This window comes from Streptomyces sp. NPDC090994, assembly GCF_044768905.1.
Taxonomy (GTDB): Bacteria; Actinomycetota; Actinomycetes; order Streptomycetales; family Streptomycetaceae; genus Streptomyces.
Window position 1 is genome coordinate 47,941 of sequence record NZ_JBIVWS010000004.1, and the last position, 18,329, is coordinate 66,269.

Below are 18,329 nucleotides of genomic sequence, written 5' to 3' on the forward strand. Positions count from 1 at the left end.
GGCGGTCACTTCCCGAAACCGAAGGAGGCCGACCCCTCGACCTTGGTGCGCAGCCGCTTGCCCTTCTCGGTGGCCTGGTCGTTCAGCTCCTGCTGGAACTCGCGCATCCGGCCCAGCAGCTCCTCGTCGTGCGCGGCGAGGATGCGGGCGGCCAGCAGTCCGGCGTTGCGGGCACCGCCGACGGAGACGGTGGCGACGGGCACGCCCGCGGGCATCTGCACGATCGACAGCAGCGAGTCCATGCCGTCGAGGTACTTCAGCGGGACGGGTACGCCGATGACCGGCAGCGGGGTGACCGAGGCGAGCATGCCGGGCAGGTGGGCGGCGCCGCCGGCCCCGGCGATGATGGCCTTCAGTCCGCGTCCGGCCGCCTCCTCGCCGTACGCGATCATCTCGCGGGGCATGCGGTGCGCGGAGACGACGTCGACCTCGTAGGCGATCTCGAACTCGTCGAGCGCCTTGGCGGCGGCCTCCATGACGGGCCAGTCGGAGTCCGACCCCATGACGATGCCGACGACGGGACGGGCGGCGGGGCTCATTCGGTGATCGTCCCTCTCAGGTAACCGGCAGCGTGCCGGGCGCGCTCCAGGACGTCGTCCAGGTCGTCGCCGTAGGTGTTGACGTGGCCCACCTTGCGGCCGGGCTTGACGTCCTTGCCGTACATGTGGATCTTCAGCTGGGGGTCGCGGGCCATGCAGTGCAGGTACGCCGAGTACATGTCCGGGTAGTCGCCGCCGAGGACGTTGACCATGACCGTCCAGGGCACGCGCGGGCGCGGGTCGCCGAGGGGGAGGTCGAGGACGGCGCGGACGTGGTTGGCGAACTGCGAGGTGATCGCGCCGTCCATCGACCAGTGGCCGGAGTTGTGCGGTCGCATCGCCAGCTCGTTGACCAGGATGCGGCCGTCGCGGGTCTGGAACAGCTCGACGGCGAGGTGGCCGACGACGCCGAGTTCCTTGGCGATGGACAGGGCCATCTCCTCGGCCCGGAGCGCCAGGTCCTCGTCGAGGCCGGGCGCGGGGGCGATGACGGTGTCGCAGACGCCGTTCACCTGCCGGGACTCGACGACCGGGTAGGCGACGGCCTGGCCGTGCGGGGACCGTACGACGTTGGCGGCCAGCTCGCGGACGAAGTCGACCTTCTCCTCGGCGAGGACGGGCACGCCCGCGCGGAACGGCTCGGCGGCCTCCGCCTCGGAGTCCACGACCCACACGCCCTTGCCGTCGTACCCGCCGCGCACGGTCTTCAGTACGACCGGAAATCCTCCCCCGCTCTCCGCCGCGAACGCGGCCACGTCGGCCGGGTCCCGCACGATCCGGTGCCGCGGGCACGGCACACCGATCGCCGTGAGCTTCGCCCGCATCACGCCCTTGTCCTGGGCGTGCACCAGCGCGTCCGGGCCGGGGCGCACGGGGATGCCGTCCGCCTCCAGGGCCCGGAGGTGCTCGGTGGGCACGTGCTCGTGATCGAAGGTGATCACGTCACAGCCGCGCGCGAACTCACGGAGCGTGTCCAGGTCGCGGTAGTCGCCGACGACGACATCGCTCACCACCTGGGCCGCTGAGTCCTGGGGAGTGTCACTGAGAAGCTTGAACCTGATGCCCAACGGGATGCCCGCTTCGTGCGTCATACGCGCGAGCTGGCCCCCGCCGACCATGCCGACTACCGGGAACGTCACCCCCCTAGCGTATCGGCAGGCCGGGGGGAGGGCGCTTCCCGGCCGTTCCGCCGGGCAGGAAGCGTCCTGCGGGGATCTTCCCCCCGGTCGTCCACAGGAAATCAGCGCGGTCGGGTGGTTAGCATGGCCGGGTTGACGCCACCAGCCAACCGACCGAGCGGGGGCCTGCACGACCATGGGACATGGTTCCTCGGCGCACACCGCGCCCCCGGCCGCCCGCGGCGCGCTGCGGCAGCGGCTCGAAGGCGTCCTGCGGGAGGTGCTGAAGTTCGGCGCGGTCGGCGGCGCGGGCGTCCTGGTCAACCTGCTCGTCTTCAACCTGGTGCGGCACACGACCGACCTCCAGGTGGTCCGGGCCAGCATCGTGGCGACGGTCGTCTCCATCGTCTTCAACTACGTGGGCTTCCGCTATTTCACCTACCGCGACCGGGACAAGAGCGGCCGGACCAAGGAGATGTCCCTCTTCCTGCTGTTCAGCGCGGTCGGCCTGGTGATCGAGAACGGCGTGCTCTACACGGCGACGTACGGCTTCGGCTGGGACAGCCCGCTGCAGAGCAACATCTTCAAGTTCGTCGGCATCGGGGTGGCGACGCTGTTCCGCTTCTGGTCCTACCGGTCCTGGGTCTTCCGCGCCCTGCCCGCCCGGGACGCCGTCGCCCGCGCGGAATCGTTCCTGGAGCACGAGAGCCCGACCACTGTGCCCGCTCCGGGGCGCACCCGCTGAGCCCCGTCCTCACCTGACCGTCCGGTCCGCCTCCGACGCCTCGGCCTTCGACGGCTGGGTGCGGGACAGGAACAGCCCGAACACCGGCGGCTTGGACTGGAGCAGCTCCAGGCGCCCGCCGTCCGCCTCCGCCAGGTCGCGGGCGACGGCCAGCCCGATGCCCGTGGAGTTCCGTCCGCTGATGGTGCGCTCGAAGATCCGCGCGCCCAGGTCGGCGGGGACGCCCGGTCCCTCGTCGGTGACCTCGACCACGGCCTGGTTGCCGGTGACCCGGGTGCGCAGCGCGACCGTGCCGCCGCCGTGCATCAGCGAGTTCTCGATCAGCGCCGCCAGCACCTGGGCGACCGCGCCCGGCGTGCCGACGGCCGTCAGGTGCCGCTTGCCGGAGGAGACGATGGCCCGGCCCGCGCTGCGGTAGGCGGGGCGCCACTCGGCGATCTGCTGCTGGATGACGTCGTCCAGTTCGAAGACGACGGCGGAGCCGCTGCGCGGGTCGCGGGAGTTGGTCAGCAGCCGCTCGACGACGTCCGTGAGCCGCTCCACCTGGGCCAGCGCGATGGTCGCCTCCTCCTTCACCGTCTCCGGTTCGTCGGTGAGGGTGATCTCCTCCAGGCGCATCGACAGCGCGGTCAGCGGCGTACGCAGCTGATGGGAGGCGTCGGCGGCCAGGCGGCGCTCGGCGGTGAGCATCCGGGCGATGCGCTCGGCGGAGGAGTCCAGCACGTCGGCGACCCGGTCCAGCTCGGGGACGCCGTACCGCTTGTGGCGGGGGCGCGGGTCGCCGGAGCCGAGGCGTTCGGCGGTCTCGGCGAGGTCGGTGAGCGGGGAGGCGAGGCGGTTGGCCTGGCGGACCGCGAGCAGGACGGCGGCGATCACCGCGAGCAGCGCCACCAGCCCGATGATCAGCAGGGTCCGGCCGACCTCGCGGGTCACCGAGGAGCGCGGCTCCTGGACGATGACCGTCTCGCCCTCCTCGCCGGTGGCCTCGCCCCGGATGACCTCGCCGGTCGGCTCGCTGCCGATCTCGATGAGCGGCTCGCCGGGGATGCGGATCGCGGCGTACCGGTTGCCCTCGACCTGGCCGCGCAGGACCTCGGCGTCGACGCTGCCGGTGCCCAGCAGCCGGCTGTCCACGATGCTGGCCAGCCGGGCCGCCTCCAGGTCCACCCGTTCCTGGGCCGTGCTGCTGATCGTCTGCGTCTCGACGATGACCAGGGAGACGCCGAAGACGGCGATCACGACGAGCACCACGGCGAGCGTGGACTGGATCAGTCGACGGCGCATGTTTCCCTACGTGACAACGTGACTACGTGACCGTGTACGCCCGTGCGGGCTCAGTTCTTCTCGAAGCGGAAGCCCACGCCCCGCACGGTGGCGATGTAGCGCGGGTTGGCCGCGTCGTCGCCCAGCTTCTTGCGCAGCCAGGAGATGTGCATGTCGAGGGTCTTGGTCGACGACCACCAGGTGGTGTCCCAGACCTCGCGCATCAGCTGGTCGCGGGTGACCACCCGGCCGGCGTCGCGCACCAGCACCCGCAGCAGGTCGAACTCCTTGGCGGTGAGCTGGAGCTCCTCGTCGCCCATCCAGGCGCGGTGCGACTCGACGTCGATGCGCACGCCGTGCGTGGCCGGCGGCTGCTGGGGCTCGGTGGCACCGCGCCGCAGCAGGGCCCGGACCCGGGCGAGCAGCTCGGCGAGGCGGAAGGGCTTGGTGACGTAGTCGTCGGCGCCCGCGTCCAGGCCGACGACGGTGTCCACCTCGTCGGCGCGCGCGGTCAGGATGAGGATCGGCACCGAGTGGCCCTCGGAACGCAGCCGGCGGGCGACCTCCAGGCCGTCCATGCCGGGCAGGCCCAGGTCCAGCACGACCAGGTCCACACCGCCCTGCATCCCGGCGTCGAGTGCCGTGGGTCCGTCCTCACGCACCTCGACCTCGTACCCTTCCCGGCGCAGTGCGCGGGCCAGCGGCTCCGAGATGGACGCGTCGTCCTCGGCGAGCAGTACACGGGTCATGACCCGATGGTAGTCCGCCCGGAGCAACGTCCGAGGTGAGATCGGTGCGGGCCGTCCTTACCTCCGGACATGCCGGACACGTGCCCGGATCGCGCGGCGGGACGCGATCTCCCGGAAGACTTCGGAATGTAGTATTCCGGTTCCATCACTCCCTGTGATACGCATCTCAAGTCCTTCCATACCGGGCAGTACCTTGCCTTATGGTGGACAAACGCCTGTAGCACCACAGGGACCTTTGGCGGCTCCGGCTCTCCCAAGCTCTTGAGCTCGTGACGCCGAAGGTCTTCTTCGTGTGTGCGGGCCGGCCGTCCGCCGGCCTCGAAAGGAATGACCTGTGGCCGGGCCTCGCAGCGCAGAGCCGCGCGCCGAGGCGTGGATCCCGGTGGTCACCGTCCGCCGCCCCGTGACCCGGGGCGGGCTCCCCGTAGGCGTGGGGTGGACGGTCCGACCCGCCGGTGCCGGCCTGCCCCCCACCGGGCGCGCATCGCCTCCGTGAGCGCGTCCCGACCAGCAAGGATCGACCATGGCGTCCAGCCTGACGAAGGACTCGGTCACCCCGGGCACCCCCGGATCCGAGAAGTCCTTCTTCGGCCACCCCCGGGGTCTGGCCACCCTCTTCATGACCGAGATGTGGGAGCGTTTCTCCTACTACGGCATGAGGGCTCTGCTCCCGCTGTACCTCGTGGCCCCGGGCGGGCTGGGCATGAACGCCGGCACCGCCACCGCGATCTACTCGGTGTACCTCTCGCTGGTGTACCTGCTCACGATGCCGGGCGGCTGGTTCGGCGACCGCGTGTGGGGTCCGCGCAAGACCGTCGCCATCGCCGGCGGCGTCATCATGCTCGGCCACCTCACCCTGGCCCTGCCCTCCTCCGGCACGTTCTTCGCCGGTCTCGGCCTGGTCGCCATCGGCTCGGGCCTGCTGAAGGCCAACATCTCCACGATGGTCGGCCACCTGTACAAGGGCCCCGACGACCCGCGCCGGGACGGTGGCTTCACCGTCTTCTACATGGGCATCAACCTCGGCGCCTTCGTCGCGCCGCTGGTCATCGGCACCATCGGGGAGAACGTCAACTGGCACTTGGGCTTCGCGCTGGCCGCGGTCGGCATGGCGATCGGTGTCGCCCAGTTCCTGATCGGCAGCCGCAACCTCGACCCGCACTCCAGCGTCGTCCCCAAGCCGCTGACGGCCGCCGAGAAGACCTCGACGCTGCGCAAGTCGGCGTTCTGGGCCGTGATCGCGGTCGTCTTCTACGCGATCGTCGGCTTCTCCGGCCACTACACGCTGAACTGGATCCTGGTCCCGCTGACCCTGCTCGGCGTGATCATCCCGATCCTGGTGCTGACCCGCATCAAGCGCGACAAGTCCCTGGACCGCGCCGAGCAGTCGAAGATGTCCGCGTACATCTGGTTCTTCGTCGCCGCGGCCGTCTTCTGGATGATCTACGACCAGGGCGGCTCGACCCTGTCGATCTTCGCCGAGTCCTCCGCCGAGAACAGCGTCCTGGGCTGGTCGTTCCCGGTCTCCTGGTACCAGTCGGTCAACCCGGTCATCATCATGGCGCTGGCCCCGGTCTTCGCGACGCTGTGGCTGGCGCTGGCCCGGCGCGGCAAGGAGCCGAGCACGGTCGTGAAGTTCTCGTTCGGCCTGGTGCTGATCGGCGCGTCCTTCTTCCTCTTCCTCGCCCCGCTGGCGATCGCGGACGGCGGCCACAAGGCCGCGGCGCTGTGGCTGGTGGCGATCTACTTCGTCCAGACCTGCGGTGAGCTGCTGCTCTCCCCGGTCGGCCTGTCGGTGACGACGAAGATGGCGCCGGTGAAGTACGCCTCGCAGATGATGGGCGTCTGGTTCCTCGCGGTCACCGCCGGTGACGCGACCACGGGCCTGCTCTCCATCGCCGGCGTGGACCTGAACAAGACCGGCATCGTCGCCGCGGAGGCCACCCTCGCCGTGGTCGCCGGCGTGGCGGTGTGGATGTACCGCAAGCGCGTCCGGACGCTGATGGGCGACGTCCACTGAGACCTGCCGGCCCGGCTTTCCGTCGGAGGGTCACCGTGTCCTTGGGACGCGGTGGCCCTTCGGGGTTTCGTGGGGCTGCCGGGGCCTTCGGGGGTCACGGGTGTCGGCGAGTGATGGGGAGGGTCGGGTGGCGGGCCCGCGCGGAAAGCCGCCGAGCCCCCGCGCAGGTCTCCGTCCGCAGGGCCTCCGCCTACGCCGGTGCGGCCAGCTCCGCCCACACGGTCTTGCCCGCGACGCCCGGGGACCGTACGACCCCCCAGTCGAGGCAGAGCCGCTGCACGATGAACATGCCGTGGCCGCCGGGGCGCCCGGCGCGGTGCGGGGTGCGGGGGGCCGGCTGGCCCGTGCCCCGGTCGGAGACCTCCAGCCGGATCACCTTGCGGTCGCGGCTGATCGACAGCTCGTCCGGGCCCTCGGCGTGCAGGCAGGCGTTGGTGACCAGTTCGGAGACGACCAGCAGGACGTCCTCGGCGGCGGCCCGCTGGTCGGCCGAGTCGGCCGGCAGCCAGCCCCAGGCGTACAGCGCCTGGCGGGTGAAGTCACGGGCGAGCGGCACGACACCGCTCGCGCCGTCGAAGCTCAGCCTGCGGGACTGGCCACCGGCGGCGGCAGCGGTCTGCGCGCCCACGTGCCCTTCGGACGCCCCGGTCACGGGCATACCCCCCTCGGGCGCCCCGGAGGCGCCGGAAGCGCCGCTGGGCTCCGGACCGCGGTCGCCCGGCGAGTAGGGCCGGGTGGTGCTCATCAGCGCTTCACCTCACCGATTCACCAATTCATGATTCAACGTCGTACACAGCCGGTCGGTCGGCCGACCTGTTCAGGATGTCTCCTGCCCGACCGGACCGACAGAACACCCCTGTATTGGGCAGGAAACACAGGACGGGCCGGAACCACCGGCCACAGGGGACGCGCGAGACGTCCCGCCGGGCCCGTGGGGGCGGCTCAGCCGCTCTCGTCCGCCAAGGCCGTCTCAAGGGTGTCATGAACGGTGAAGACGGCGTCCGCACCGGTGATCTCGAAGACTCTCGCCACCACGGGCCGCATGCCGACCAGGTGGACGCCACCCCCCGCGGCCTCCGCCTTCAGCCGCGCGCCGAGCAGGACGTTGAGTCCCGTGGAGTCGCAGAACTCCAGACGCGAGCAGTCGACGACCAGCCGGCTGAAACCCTTGTCCAGGCAGTCGTCCAGCGGCTCGCGCAACAGGTCGGCGGTGTGGTGATCCAACTCACCCGCCGGGGTCACGACGGCACTGGGGCCTTCCTGCCGCACCTCCACCAGAAGCCGGCCAGACTGTGCGCTGCCGACCGTCCCGCGGTCCATGCCGTCTCTCTCTCCCGACGTCGAGGCTGCTTACTGACGCCCTCGAACACTACGCCTTCTGTACGTCCTTCAACACCCGAACATCCGCACACAAACGGACATACCAGAACAAAAAGCACTTGCGGTGGGCTCGGTGAAGCCGGTAGGGCTAGTAGGAACACGCAACCGACACGGCCGGCTTTGGAGGCGCCGCACACCGCAGTGCACGTATTTGGCTTCGGCAGCCGCATGCCGAGAACGATGGAGGACATCATGTCACCCCGGCTCGACGGATCGCGTACCCGGACAGCGACGTCGACACCCCCTCCGGAACATCTGGATCCCATCGACCACTTCGAGCGAGCCGTCGAGCACGACGGCGCCCTCGCCGGGCTTCCGGACATCCCCGCGTACGACGAGGTCGCCCCGGCGGACGCCCGGGCCCTGTCCAAGACCCTTTTCGAGCGCCTGGAGTCGCTGGAGGAAGGCACGCACGAGTACGCGTACGTACGCAACACGCTCGTCGAGCTGAACCTCGCGCTGGTCAAGTTCGCCGCCTCCCGCTTCCGCTCGCGCAGCGAGCCGATGGAGGACATCATCCAGGTCGGCACGATCGGCCTGATCAAGGCGATCGACCGCTTCGAACTGTCGCGGGGCGTGGAGTTCCCCACGTTCGCCATGCCGACCATCATCGGCGAGATCAAGCGGTTCTTCCGCGACACCTCGTGGTCCGTGCGCGTCCCGCGCCGCCTCCAGGAACTGCGCCTGGACCTCGCCAAGGCCGGCGACGAACTGGCCCAGCAGCTCGACCGCGCGCCGACGGTGGCCGAGCTGGCCGAGCGCCTCGGCATCACCAACGACGAGGTCGTCGAGGGCATGGCCGCGTCGAACGCGTACACCGCCGCCTCGCTGGACGCCCAGCCGGAGGAGGACGACGCCGAGGGCGCGCTCGCGGACCGGATCGGTTACGAGGACCACGGGCTCGAAGGCATCGAGTACGTCGAGTCGTTGAAGCCCATGATCGCCGGACTGCCGCCGCGCGACCGGAAGATCCTCTCCCTCCGCTTCGTCGCGGGCATGACCCAGTCGGAGATCGGCGAGGAACTGGGCATCTCCCAGATGCACGTCTCCCGCCTGCTGTCGAGGACGCTGGTGAAACTGCGCAAGGGGCTGACGGTCGAGGAGTGAAGGTGACGCGAAGGGGCGGCTGCGGCCGCCCCTTCGGCCTGTCCTCACACCGCGCGCACGCCCCGCCGCCACACCCCCGCGACCAGCGGTACGCCGGGCCGGTACGCCAGGTGGACGTGGCTCGGGGCGTCCAGCAGGACCAGGTCGGCGTACGCCCCCGGCGCGAGGCGCCCGACGTCGTCCCGGCGCAGGGCCGCCGCACCGCCCGCCGTCGCCGACCACACCGCCTCGTCCGGGGTCATCCCCATGTCCCGTACGGCGAGGGCGACGCAGAACGGCACGGAGGACGTGAAGGACGAGCCGGGGTTGCAGTCGGTGGAGAGGGCGACCGTGGCACCGGCGTCGAGCAGCCGCCGGGCGTCGGGCCAGTCGGCGCGGGTGGAGAACTCGGCGCCGGGCAGCAGCGTGGCGACCGTGCGGCTGTTGGCGAGGGCGTCCACGTCGGCGTCGGTGAGGTGGGTGCAGTGGTCGGCGCTGGCCGCGTCGAGTTCGACGGCGAGCTGCACGCCGGGGCCGTGGGAGAGCTGGTTGGCGTGGATGCGGGGGTGCAGGCCCTTGGCCTTGCCCGCGGTGAGGATCGCGCGGGCCTGGTCCCCGTCGAAGGCGCCCCGCTCGCAGAAGACGTCGATCCAACGGGCGTACGGGGCACAGGCGTCCAGCATCTCGCCGGTGACGAGGTCGACGTAGGCGGCGGGGTCGTCGGCGTGTTCGGGGGCGACGATGTGGGCGCCGAGGAAGGTGACCTCGTCGGTGTGGCGGGCGGCGACGCGCAGGGCACGGGACTCGTCGGCGGTGGTCAGGCCGTACCCGGACTTGGTCTCGAAGGTCGTGGTGCCCTGGCGGAGGGCCTCGGTGAGGTAACGGGTGAGGCCGGCTTCCAGTTCCGCGTCGGTCGCGGCGCGGGTGGCGGCGACGGTGGTGCGGATGCCGCCCGCGCTGTAGGGGCGGCCGGACATGCGGGCGTTGAACTCCTCGGTGCGGTCGCCCGCGAAGAGCAGGTGGGAGTGGGAGTCCACGAAGCCCGGCAGGACGGCCCGGCCGCCGGCGTCGACCCGATTGTCAGTGGCGGGTGCTTTGCTGGATTCACCGGTCCACGCGACGCGGTCGCCGTCGATGACGACGGCCGCGTCCCGGATCAGGCCCAGGGGGGATCCGTCTTCGAGGGAGGGGTCGTTGGTGACCAGCGTGGCGATGTCGGTGATGACGGTGCTGGTGGTGCTGGCGCTGGTGCTCATGATGTCCTTCGCGGTCGGCGTCGTCAGGCGCGCAGGGCCGCCACGGCCCGCGCCAGTGCTCGCGGCACGTCCGGTACGAGGGTGTGGGCCCCGTCGCGCACGACGTGCCGTCCGCCGACGACCGTGTGCCGTACGTCCGCCGCGGTCGCCGCGAATACGGCGGCCTCGGCGCCGAGCCTGGGCGGCGGCCCCGCTGTTCTGACCGAGTCCAGGGCGACGGTCGTCAGGTCGGCGCGGGCGCCGGTCTCGATGGCGCCGGCGTCGTCCCAGCCGAGCGCCGCGTGACCGTCGGCGGTGGCGGCGCGCAGCAGTGCGGTGACCGTCCAGTGGCCCCGGGTACGGGTGCGCAGCCGCTCGTTCAGCTCCAGCGCGCGCGCCTCTTCGAGCAGGTCGACGACGGCGTGGCTGTCGGAGCCGAGACAGAGTGGTGAGCCCGCCTTCTGGAGCGCGGTGGCGGGTCCGATGCCGTCCGCGAGGTCCCGTTCGGTGGTCGGGCACATGCAGGTGCCGGTGCCGCTCCTGCCGATGAGGGCGATGTCCTCGTCGGTGAGGTGGGTGTTGTGCACGCCGGTGGTGCGCGGCCCGAGGACGCCGTGGTCGGCGAGGAGGCGGGCGGGGGTGCGGCCGTGCGCCTGCCGGCAGGCGTCGTTCTCGGCGGTCTGCTCGGACAGGTGGACGTGGAGCGGGGCCCGCCGCTCCTCGGCCCAGCGGGCCACGGTCGCCAACTGGCCGGCGGGCACGGCCCGTACGGAGTGCACGGCGGCCCCGATCCGCGCGTGATCCCGTTCTTTGAGAACTGAACAGCGTGCTGCCCAGTCCTCCGCGCTCCCGTCGGAGAAGCGCAGCTGGTGCGCGGTGGGCGGCCGTCCGAAACCGGCGGAGAGGTAGCAGGTGTCGAGGAGGGTGATGCGGATGCCGGCGTCGGCGGCGGCCTCGATCAGCGCCTCGCCCATGGCGTTGGGGTCGGCGTAGGGCGTGCCGCCGGGAGCGTGGTGCACGTAGTGGAACTCGCCGACGGCGGTGATGCCGGCCAGGGCCATCTCGGCGTACACGGCCCGGGCGAGGGCGTGGTAGGTGTCGGGGGTGAGGCGGTCGGCGACGGAGTACATCACCTCGCGCCAGGTCCAGAAGGTGCCGGAGCCCACCTGGACGGTGCCGCGCAGGGCGCGGTGGAAGGCGTGGCTGTGGGCGTTGGCCAGTCCCGGCAGGGTCAGTCCGCGCAGGATCCCGGCGCCGGGCGGCGGGGTGCCGGTCCCGGTGCGGACGGCACGGATGCGGCCGTCCGCCACGTCGACGGCGACGCCCGGTTCGACGTGGCCGCCGAGCCAGGCGTGTTCGAGCCAGTACGTCCGGGGGGCGGTCACGGGCACGCGAGTCCTTCCAGTACGTCGGCGAGGGCGAGTACCCCGGCCGCGCAGTCGTCCTCGGTGGCGGACTCGGCCGGGGAGTGCGAGACGCCGGTGGGGTTGCGCACGAACAGCATGGCGGTCGGGACGTGTGCGGAGAGGATTCCGGCGTCGTGTCCGGCGCCGGTGCCGAGGACGGGCACCTTCAGGTCCGTGCCGGTGCCTTCGGTGCCTTCGGTGCCGAGGATGCGGGCGAGTTCGTCGCGCAGGGCGTGGTCGAACTCGACGACCGGGGTGAAGGACTCCCGGGCGACGGTGAGGCCGACGCCGTGCGCCTCGGCGTGGGCGCGGGCGGCCCGCTCGACGGAGCCGACCACGGCGTCCAGGGTCTCCTGTCCCTCGGCCCGGGAGTCCAGCCAGCCGCGCACCAGGGAGGGCACGGCGTTGACGCCGTTCGGCTCCACGGCGACCTTGCCGAAGGTGGCGACGGCACCGGCGCGTGCGGCCTCCCGGCGGGCGGCGAGCACGGTCTCGGCGTACGGCAGCATCGGGTCGTGCCGGTCGGTGAGGCGGGTGGTGCCGGCGTGGTTGGCCTCGCCGCGGAAGTCGAACCGCCAGCGGCCGTGCGGCCAGATGGCGGAGGCGATGCCGACCGGGTCGCCGGTCAGGTCCAGGGCGCGGCCCTGTTCGACGTGGAGTTCGACGAAGGCGCCGATGCGGGCGAGCCGCTCGGGGTCCGGGCCGATGGCGTCCGGGTCGTGACCGGCGGCCTCCATGGCGTGCGGGAGGGTGATGCCGTCGGCGTCGGTGAGGCGGTGGGCGTCGGCCGCGGTGAGCGCTCCGGCGGTGAGGCGGGAGCCGACGCAGGCGAGGCCGAAGCGGGCGCCCTCCTCGTCGCCGAAGTTGACGATGCCGAGCGGCTTGGTGAACCGCGCTCCCCGGTGGCGCAGTTCGTCCAGCGCGGCGAAGGCGGAGACGACGCCCAGGGGGCCGTCGAAGGCGCCGCCGTCGGGGACGGAGTCCAGGTGGGAGCCGGTGACGACGGCGTCCCCGGCGGCCGGGTCACCGAGCCAGGCCCACTGGTTGCCGTTGCGGTCGGTCTCGTAGGCCAGGCCGCGTGTCTCGGCCTGCTGCCGGAACCAGGCCCGGCAGTCGGCGTCGGCGCCGGTCCAGGCGAACCGCCGGTAGCCGCCGGAGGCGGAGCCGCGGCCGACCGGCAGCAGCTCGGCCCACATGCTGTGGAAGCTCACGCGGCGCCGCCCTCGGGGCCGCCCGGCCGCGCGTCGCCCTCGCGCATGGGGACGCGGACGCCGCGCTCCCCGGCGACCGACTCCGCGAGGTCGTACCCGGCGTCCACGTGCCGGATGACGCCCATGCCGGGGTCGTTGGTGAGCACGCGGCGGATCTTCTCCCCGGCGAGCGGGGTGCCGTCGGCGACCGTGACCTGCCCGGCGTGGATCGACCGCCCCATGCCGACGCCGCCGCCGTGGTGGACCGACACCCAGGAGGCCCCGGAGGCGACGTTCACCATGGCGTTCAGCAGCGGCCAGTCGGCGATCGCGTCGGAGCCGTCGCGCATCGCCTCGGTCTCCCGGTACGGAGAGGCGACGGAGCCGCAGTCCAGGTGGTCGCGGCCGATGACGACGGGCGCGGCCAGCTCGCCGCTCGCCACCATGTCGTTGAACCGCTCACCGGCCTTGTCCCGCTCGCCGTAGCCGAGCCAGCAGATGCGGGCGGGCAGGCCCTGGAAGTGGACCCGCTCCCCCGCCATCCTGATCCAGCGGGCCAGGGACTCGTTCTCCGGGAAGAGGTCGAGGACCGCCTTGTCGGTCTTGGCGATGTCGGCGGGGTCGCCGGAGAGGGCGGCCCAGCGGAAGGGGCCCTTGCCCTCGCAGAAGAGGGGGCGGATGTAGGCGGGGACGAAGCCGGGGAAGGCGAAGGCCCGGTCGTATCCGGCGAGCCGGGCCTCGCCGCGGAGGGAGTTGCCGTAGTCGAACACCTCGGCGCCGGCGTCCTGGAAGCCGACCATGGCCTCCACGTGCCGGGCCATGGAGGCGCGGGCGCGGGCGGTGAAGCCCGCCGGGTCCTTGGCGGCGGCGTCCGCCATGTCGTCGAAGGCGATCCCGGCGGGCAGGTAGGCCAGCGGGTCGTGCGCCGAGGTCTGGTCGGTGACGATGTCGACCGGCGCGCTCATGGCGAGGAGCCGGGGGACGACTTCGGCCGCGTTGCCGAGCAGGCCGATGGAGAGCGGGCGGCGGGCGTCGCGGGCCTCGACGGCCAGCCGGAGGGCGTGGTCGAGGGAGTCGGCGCGGACGTCCAGGTAGCGGTGCTCGATACGCCGGTCGATGGCGCGCGGGTCGCAGTCGATGCAGATCGCGACGCCGTCGTTCATGGTCACGGCCAGGGGCTGGGCGCCGCCCATGCCGCCGAGTCCGGCGGTGAGGGTGATGGTCCCGGCGAGGGTGCCGCCGAACCTCTTGGCGGCGACGGCGGCGAAGGTCTCGTAGGTGCCCTGGAGGATGCCCTGGGTGCCGATGTAGATCCAGGAGCCGGCCGTCATCTGCCCGTACATGGTCAGGCCGAGCGCCTCCAGGCGGCGGAACTCCTCCCAGTTCGCCCAGTCGCCGACGAGGTTGGAGTTGGCGATGAGGACGCGCGGGGCCCACTCGTGGGTCCGCATGACGCCGACCGGGCGGCCCGACTGGACGAGCATCGTCTCGTCCTGCTCGAGGGTCCGCAGCGTCCGCACCATCGCGTCGAAGGAGCGCCAGTCGCGGGCGGCCTTGCCGGTGCCGCCGTAGACGACGAGCTTGTCGGGGTGCTCGGCGACCTCCGGGTCGAGGTTGTTCTGCAGCATGCGCAGGGCGGCCTCCTGCTGCCATCCCAGGGCGCTCGGCTGTGTGCCGCGCGGCGCACGGACGGGGCGGGGTCCTGACATGGCTGCCTCCTGAGGCCGGCTCTCCACGGATGTCACTACTTCTATTCACATCCTCACTTCATGAATATAGCTAGTCAATACGTCGTGGGGCCCGCATCCTCGGCCCATGGGTGTTTGGCTGGACCGCATGAGTGATGACGACGGCACCGGTGAGCGGCGGGCGGCGCGGCGGGACCGGGCGGTCCGGGCGGCCGTGGAGCAGGGGCTGCTCGGGCCCGGCACACCCGTGCTGGCGCTGCTGGACGTCACCGGCATCCGGGAGTCGGCGGCGGCGCTGCGGGCGGCGTTCACGGCGGTGACCGCGCCCGGCACGCCCGTGCTGCACGCCTTCGCGGTGAAGGCGGCCCCGCTGGTGCCGGTGCTGCGGCTGCTGCGGGACGAGGGCATCGGCGCGGAGGTGGCGAGCCCCGGCGAACTGGCGCTGGCGCGGGCGGCGGGGGTGCCGGCGGAGCGCACGGTGCTGGACTCGCCGGCCAAGACGCCCGAGGAGCTGCGCGAGGCGCTGACGCTGGGGATCGCCGTCAACGCGGACAATCCGCAGGAGCTGGACCGGCTCGACGGCCTGCTGCGGTCGGCCCCGACCGCCTCGCCCCTCGGCCTCCGGGTCAACCCGCAGGTCGGCGGCGGCTCCATCGAGGCGCTCGCCACGGCGACGGCGACCTCGAAGTTCGGGGTGGCGCTGCGGGACGAGGGGGCGCGGGAGTGGGTGGTGCGGGCGTACCGGGACCGGCCCTGGCTGACCCGGCTGCATGTGCACACCGGCTCCCAGGGCATCGCGCCGGCCCGGATGGCCGAGGGGGTGGCGGCCGTGCACGCGCTGGCCGAGGAGATCAACCAGCGGTGCGGACGGCGGCAGGTCGACACCGTCGACATCGGCGGCGGGCTGCCGGTGAACTTCGCCTCGGAGGCGACGACGCCGACCTACGGGCAGTATGCGCGGGCGCTGCGGGAGGCGGTGCCGGGGCTGTTCGAGGGGCGGTACGGGCTGGTGACGGAGTTCGGGCGGTCACTGCTGGCCAAGCACGGCACGGTGGTGGCGCGGGTCGAGTACGCCAAGAGCGCCGGGGGCCGGCCGGTCGCCGTGACGCACGCGGGGGTGCAGGTGGCGACGCGGACGGTGTACGCGCCGGACGCGTGGCCGCTGCGGATCGCCGCGTACGACGGGGCGGGCCGCCCCAAGGAAGGGCCCCCGGTGGTGCAGGACGTGGCGGGCCCCGCCTGTTTCGCGGGGGACCTGCTGGCGACGGGGCGGGCGTTGCCCCGCCTGGAGCAGGGGGACTACGCGGCGGCGCTGGACACGGGGGCGTACTGCTTCGCGCACCACTACGCGTACAACTCGCTCGCGCGGCCGGGGGTGTTCGGGTTCACCGCGGACGACACCGGGGACGTGCGCTTCGCGGTGGTACGGCGGCCCCAGTCACTGGAGGAGATCGTGACCGAGGCGGGCGGAGCACACGTGGACGCCCTGACGTCCCCGACGCCGGCCCAGTGACACCCTCAGGGACACACGGAACCGCACCACGCCGGGGCGCGGGGAACCGCGCGACCGGCCACGACGCACCCGCGCCCGACCACGCGCCCGCGCCCGCGGCCCCGGCGTCACACCAGCGCCGCCGTCTTCCGCCGTGCCCCGCCCGGGGCGGCATCCCCGGCCGCGATCCCGGTCCCCCGGTACGCCTTGACCGCCTTGCCCGCGGGGCGACCCGCCCTCCGGTCGAGCCAGTCGACCCGCACCCACAGCAGCGCGTCCCCGGCACGCTCCCGGCGGCCGAGCCACGCCGCCTTCAGCCAGAGGCCCACCCCGCAGCCGGCCAGCAGCAGCCCGCCGGCCGCCGGGACGGCGAACGCGCTGCCCAGCGCCGCGAGGAAGGCGAGCAGCAGCCACCAGCGGTGGCCCCGGCGCCAGTTGCGCGAGGTCACCGCCCGGTCCTGGAGGACGTCGTGCTTGCCGGCGCGGGCCGCCGCACCGGCCAGCCGGGTGTACCGCTTGCGACGGACGTACGCCACCACGACGGCGGCGATGATGAAGAGCGCCGCTCCGGCCAGGACACCGATCCGGCGCCCGGTCAGTCCCGGCACCAGTACGCCGATGCCCGCCGCGATCACGCCGAGCCACCACATGGGCGCCGCGCCCGCCCGTACGACGACGGCCACCCGGGCCAGCCCCTGTCCTCCGCGCGCCACGTCTGCCTCCCGTCACATCTGCCAAGCGTCCGAGGGGTGTGCAAGGACGGCAGATTAACGGCGCAAGGTGAGACGAGTCTGAGAGCGCGCGGCGCTGCGCCGGAGCGCCGTCAGTCCACGAACAGCCCCCGCGCCGCCGCGTGGGCGTCGAACTCCTCCAGGCGGGCCTGGGCGTCCGGCAGGTCGTCGCACATGGCCTCCAGCAGCACCCGGCCCAGCAGCATCGGCGCGCAGGCGGTGTCGAAGGCGAGCCCGGTGCCGACGGCGGCGGGCAGCAGCAGGTCGGAGACCTTGGCGACGGGCGCGAAGGCGGAGTCGGCGACGGTGACGACGGTCAGCCCGGCCTCCTGGGCGCACTCCAAGGCGTCGACGACCTCCCGGGGGTGGCGCGGCAGCGCGAAGCAGAGCAGCGCGCTCGCCCCGGCCCGTACGGCGCCGTCGATCCGGTCCCGGACCATCGAGCCGCCCTCGCCGAGCAGCCGGACGTCGGGGTGGACCTTGGCGGCGAAGTAGGCGAACCCCTGTGCCTGGGCGGCGGCGGCCCGCAGGCCGAGGACGAGCAGGGGACGGCTCGCCGCGAGCAGACGCCCGGCCCGCCGCACCGGACGGGGGTCGGCCAGCACCTCGGCGAGGTGCCGCAGGTTCTCGATCTCGGCCTCGACGGCCTGCTGGTACTCGTTGCTGGAGGCGGTCTCCGGCACCGGCTCGGCGGGGGCCACCTCGCGCAGGTGCCGGCGCAGGTCCGGGTAGCCGTCGAAGCCCAGGGCGACGGCGAAGCGGGTCACGGACGGCTGGCTGACCCCGGCCAGTTCGGCCAGTTCCACGCTGGACAGGAACGGCACGTCGGCGGCGCGCCGCACCATGCTGTGCGCGATGCGCCGCTGCGTCGGCGTCAGCCGGTGCCCCTCGAACAGCGCCTGCAGCCGCGCGGCCGGACTGTCGGTCACACCCATGACGCGCTCCCCCTCCGATCCAGTCGCCCCGGCCGGTCGCCCCGGCCCGGTCACCCTATTCAGTATCCCTCACCTCTGCATACGCCCATGCAGTCAGCCGTGGAGACGGGGGCTAACCCCAGTGCGACGGGCACCCCCGCTCCGTAGCGTGGACGGCATGACGGGAATGGACGCGCGCGACACCGAGCTGAAGAAGGAACTCGACGCGACTCTGCGGGCCCGCAGGGAGTTGGGTGAGGACTACGACTCCGCGCTGGTGGAGTCGTTCCTGGAGAAGGTCGACCAGCGGATCGACGGCGCGGTCGAGCGGCGGGTGCGCCGGCAGTTCGCCGAGCAGCAGATGGTGTCGGCCCGGGACTCGCGGGCCGCCAGGGCCACCGACTCCTTCGGGGAGCGGTTCGGCTTCGGCATCGTCTCGTTGGTGCTGGCGGTCCCGCTGTCCGCGATCGGCGGGGGCGTCGCCCACCTGCCGGGGCTGCTGACCGCCTGGGCCGGCATCGTCGGGGTGAACGTCGTGCAGGCCGCCCGCACCAACCCGGGGCTGTTCCGCCGGCGCGGCCCCCGCGAGACCGACTGACGGCCGGCCGGGAAGCGGGCGCGCGGGGAAAGTCATGCGCGGGGACCGCCGCACCCCCGTTGCCGGGGGGCGGGACGACGGCGGTCCCCGCGAGGGACACGGTGCCGGGTCAGGGACCGGGCGCCCGCGTCCTGGCGTCCATGGAGGTCCGGGAGCCGCTCCGGAGGTCCTTGGC

The 18,329-nt window shown here is 72.8% G+C and carries 17 protein-coding genes; 5 read left to right on the top strand and 12 right to left on the bottom strand.

The genetic code is table 11. The features are described from left to right. Window positions 1-5 precede the first annotated feature (5 nt). A complete protein-coding gene (gene purE, locus ACIQR3_RS10385; RefSeq protein ID WP_215165011.1) occupies window positions 6-539 on the bottom strand; it encodes a 5-(carboxyamino)imidazole ribonucleotide mutase in 534 nt (177 codons plus the stop codon). After that, window positions 536-1,678 carry a 5-(carboxyamino)imidazole ribonucleotide synthase gene (locus ACIQR3_RS10390; protein WP_403536901.1) on the bottom strand — a complete coding sequence of 381 codons (1,143 nt, stop codon included), beginning with the start codon at window positions 1,676-1,678 and terminating at the stop codon, window positions 536-538. The genes purE and ACIQR3_RS10390 overlap by 4 nt, the downstream gene beginning before the upstream one ends. A gap of 175 nt (window positions 1,679-1,853) precedes the next feature. Here ACIQR3_RS10390 and ACIQR3_RS10395 point away from each other — a divergent pair, with 175 nt between their 5' ends. Then, the gene (locus tag ACIQR3_RS10395; RefSeq protein WP_403536904.1) at window positions 1,854-2,402 is read left to right on the top strand and encodes a GtrA family protein; all 549 of its coding nucleotides are present in this window, start codon (window positions 1,854-1,856) and stop codon (window positions 2,400-2,402) included. A 9-nt stretch (window positions 2,403-2,411) separates the two neighbouring features. Here the strand turns inward: ACIQR3_RS10395 and ACIQR3_RS10400 are convergent, their stop codons facing one another. Then, a complete protein-coding gene (locus tag ACIQR3_RS10400; RefSeq protein ID WP_403536907.1) occupies window positions 2,412-3,686 on the bottom strand; it encodes an ATP-binding protein in 1,275 nt (424 codons plus the stop codon). A 50-nt stretch (window positions 3,687-3,736) separates the two neighbouring features. Beyond that, a complete protein-coding gene (locus ACIQR3_RS10405; RefSeq protein ID WP_215165007.1) occupies window positions 3,737-4,414 on the bottom strand; it encodes a response regulator transcription factor in 678 nt (225 codons plus the stop codon). A gap of 523 nt (window positions 4,415-4,937) precedes the next feature. On the opposite strand from ACIQR3_RS10405, the gene ACIQR3_RS10410 reads away from it, so the two are divergent. Then, window positions 4,938-6,434 carry an MFS transporter gene (locus ACIQR3_RS10410; protein ID WP_403536910.1) on the top strand — a complete coding sequence of 499 codons (1,497 nt, stop codon included), beginning with the start codon at window positions 4,938-4,940 and terminating at the stop codon, window positions 6,432-6,434. Window positions 6,435-6,624: 190 nt separating this feature from the next. Here ACIQR3_RS10410 and ACIQR3_RS10415 read toward each other — a convergent pair whose 3' ends face one another. Both ACIQR3_RS10415 and ACIQR3_RS10420 read right to left on the bottom strand, forming a co-directional pair. After that, on the bottom strand, window positions 6,625-7,179 hold the full coding sequence (locus tag ACIQR3_RS10415) for an ATP-binding protein (protein WP_403536913.1): 555 nt from the start codon (window positions 7,177-7,179) through the stop codon (window positions 6,625-6,627). Window positions 7,180-7,376: 197 nt separating this feature from the next. Then, on the bottom strand, window positions 7,377-7,754 hold the full coding sequence (locus ACIQR3_RS10420) for an STAS domain-containing protein (protein ID WP_403536915.1): 378 nt from the start codon (window positions 7,752-7,754) through the stop codon (window positions 7,377-7,379). Window positions 7,755-8,006: 252 nt separating this feature from the next. Here ACIQR3_RS10420 and ACIQR3_RS10425 point away from each other — a divergent pair, with 252 nt between their 5' ends. Then, a complete protein-coding gene (locus tag ACIQR3_RS10425; protein ID WP_403536918.1) occupies window positions 8,007-8,921 on the top strand; it encodes an RNA polymerase sigma factor SigF in 915 nt (304 codons plus the stop codon). Between the two features lie 44 nt (window positions 8,922-8,965). On the opposite strand, the gene hutI is transcribed toward ACIQR3_RS10425, so the two are convergent. The 4 genes from hutI to hutU are packed head-to-tail and all read right to left on the bottom strand — an operon-like array spanning window position 8,966 to window position 14,440. Next, on the bottom strand, window positions 8,966-10,156 hold the full coding sequence (gene hutI, locus ACIQR3_RS10430; RefSeq protein ID WP_403536921.1) for an imidazolonepropionase: 1,191 nt from the start codon (window positions 10,154-10,156) through the stop codon (window positions 8,966-8,968). A gap of 23 nt (window positions 10,157-10,179) precedes the next feature. After that, entirely contained in the window at window positions 10,180-11,526 is a 1,347-nt protein-coding gene (locus ACIQR3_RS10435; RefSeq protein ID WP_403536923.1) for a formimidoylglutamate deiminase, read from the bottom strand. Beyond that, window positions 11,517-12,752, bottom strand: coding sequence for an allantoate amidohydrolase (locus ACIQR3_RS10440; RefSeq protein ID WP_403536926.1), 1,236 nt, complete (start codon window positions 12,750-12,752; stop codon window positions 11,517-11,519). Before ACIQR3_RS10440 ends, ACIQR3_RS10435 begins: the two co-directional genes overlap by 10 nt. Beyond that, window positions 12,749-14,440, bottom strand: coding sequence for a urocanate hydratase (gene hutU, locus ACIQR3_RS10445; RefSeq protein ID WP_403536929.1), 1,692 nt, complete (start codon window positions 14,438-14,440; stop codon window positions 12,749-12,751). The genes ACIQR3_RS10440 and hutU overlap by 4 nt, the downstream gene beginning before the upstream one ends. 106 nt (window positions 14,441-14,546) lie before the next feature. Between hutU and ACIQR3_RS10450 the strand changes: the two genes are divergently transcribed. Next, window positions 14,547-15,932 carry a diaminopimelate decarboxylase gene (locus ACIQR3_RS10450; protein WP_403536933.1) on the top strand — a complete coding sequence of 462 codons (1,386 nt, stop codon included), beginning with the start codon at window positions 14,547-14,549 and terminating at the stop codon, window positions 15,930-15,932. A gap of 107 nt (window positions 15,933-16,039) precedes the next feature. On the opposite strand, the gene ACIQR3_RS10455 is transcribed toward ACIQR3_RS10450, so the two are convergent. Both ACIQR3_RS10455 and ACIQR3_RS10460 read right to left on the bottom strand, forming a co-directional pair. Next, window positions 16,040-16,624: a hypothetical protein gene (locus tag ACIQR3_RS10455; RefSeq protein ID WP_403536936.1), complete on the bottom strand. Its 585-nt coding sequence runs from the start codon at window positions 16,622-16,624 to the stop codon at window positions 16,040-16,042. Window positions 16,625-16,734: 110 nt separating this feature from the next. After that, the gene (locus ACIQR3_RS10460) at window positions 16,735-17,577 is read right to left on the bottom strand and encodes a MurR/RpiR family transcriptional regulator (RefSeq protein WP_403536939.1); all 843 of its coding nucleotides are present in this window, start codon (window positions 17,575-17,577) and stop codon (window positions 16,735-16,737) included. 166 nt (window positions 17,578-17,743) lie between these two features. On the opposite strand from ACIQR3_RS10460, the gene ACIQR3_RS10465 reads away from it, so the two are divergent. After that, complete coding sequence (locus ACIQR3_RS10465; RefSeq protein WP_403537778.1) at window positions 17,744-18,154, top strand: hypothetical protein; 411 nt, start codon at window positions 17,744-17,746, stop codon at window positions 18,152-18,154. The last annotated feature ends 175 nt before the right edge of the window (window positions 18,155-18,329 follow it).

What these genes read in the sequence shown, in the direction of transcription:
- purE (WP_215165011.1), bottom strand. Translation starts at nt 539, where the DNA reads ATGAGCCCCGCCGCCCGTCCCGTCGTCGGCATCGTCATGGGGTCGGAC.
- ACIQR3_RS10395 (WP_403536904.1), top strand. Translation starts at nt 1,854, where the DNA reads ATGGGACATGGTTCCTCGGCGCACACCGCGCCCCCGGCCGCCCGCGGC.
- ACIQR3_RS10400 (WP_403536907.1), bottom strand. Translation starts at nt 3,686, where the DNA reads ATGCGCCGTCGACTGATCCAGTCCACGCTCGCCGTGGTGCTCGTCGTG.
- ACIQR3_RS10405 (WP_215165007.1), bottom strand. Translation starts at nt 4,414, where the DNA reads ATGACCCGTGTACTGCTCGCCGAGGACGACGCGTCCATCTCGGAGCCG.
- ACIQR3_RS10410 (WP_403536910.1), top strand. Translation starts at nt 4,938, where the DNA reads ATGGCGTCCAGCCTGACGAAGGACTCGGTCACCCCGGGCACCCCCGGA.
- ACIQR3_RS10415 (WP_403536913.1), bottom strand. Translation starts at nt 7,179, where the DNA reads ATGAGCACCACCCGGCCCTACTCGCCGGGCGACCGCGGTCCGGAGCCC.
- ACIQR3_RS10420 (WP_403536915.1), bottom strand. Translation starts at nt 7,754, where the DNA reads ATGGACCGCGGGACGGTCGGCAGCGCACAGTCTGGCCGGCTTCTGGTG.
- ACIQR3_RS10425 (WP_403536918.1), top strand. Translation starts at nt 8,007, where the DNA reads ATGTCACCCCGGCTCGACGGATCGCGTACCCGGACAGCGACGTCGACA.
- hutI (WP_403536921.1), bottom strand. Translation starts at nt 10,156, where the DNA reads ATGAGCACCAGCGCCAGCACCACCAGCACCGTCATCACCGACATCGCC.
- hutU (WP_403536929.1), bottom strand. Translation starts at nt 14,440, where the DNA reads ATGTCAGGACCCCGCCCCGTCCGTGCGCCGCGCGGCACACAGCCGAGC.
- ACIQR3_RS10450 (WP_403536933.1), top strand. Translation starts at nt 14,547, where the DNA reads ATGGGTGTTTGGCTGGACCGCATGAGTGATGACGACGGCACCGGTGAG.
- ACIQR3_RS10460 (WP_403536939.1), bottom strand. Translation starts at nt 17,577, where the DNA reads ATGGGTGTGACCGACAGTCCGGCCGCGCGGCTGCAGGCGCTGTTCGAG.
- ACIQR3_RS10465 (WP_403537778.1), top strand. Translation starts at nt 17,744, where the DNA reads ATGGACGCGCGCGACACCGAGCTGAAGAAGGAACTCGACGCGACTCTG.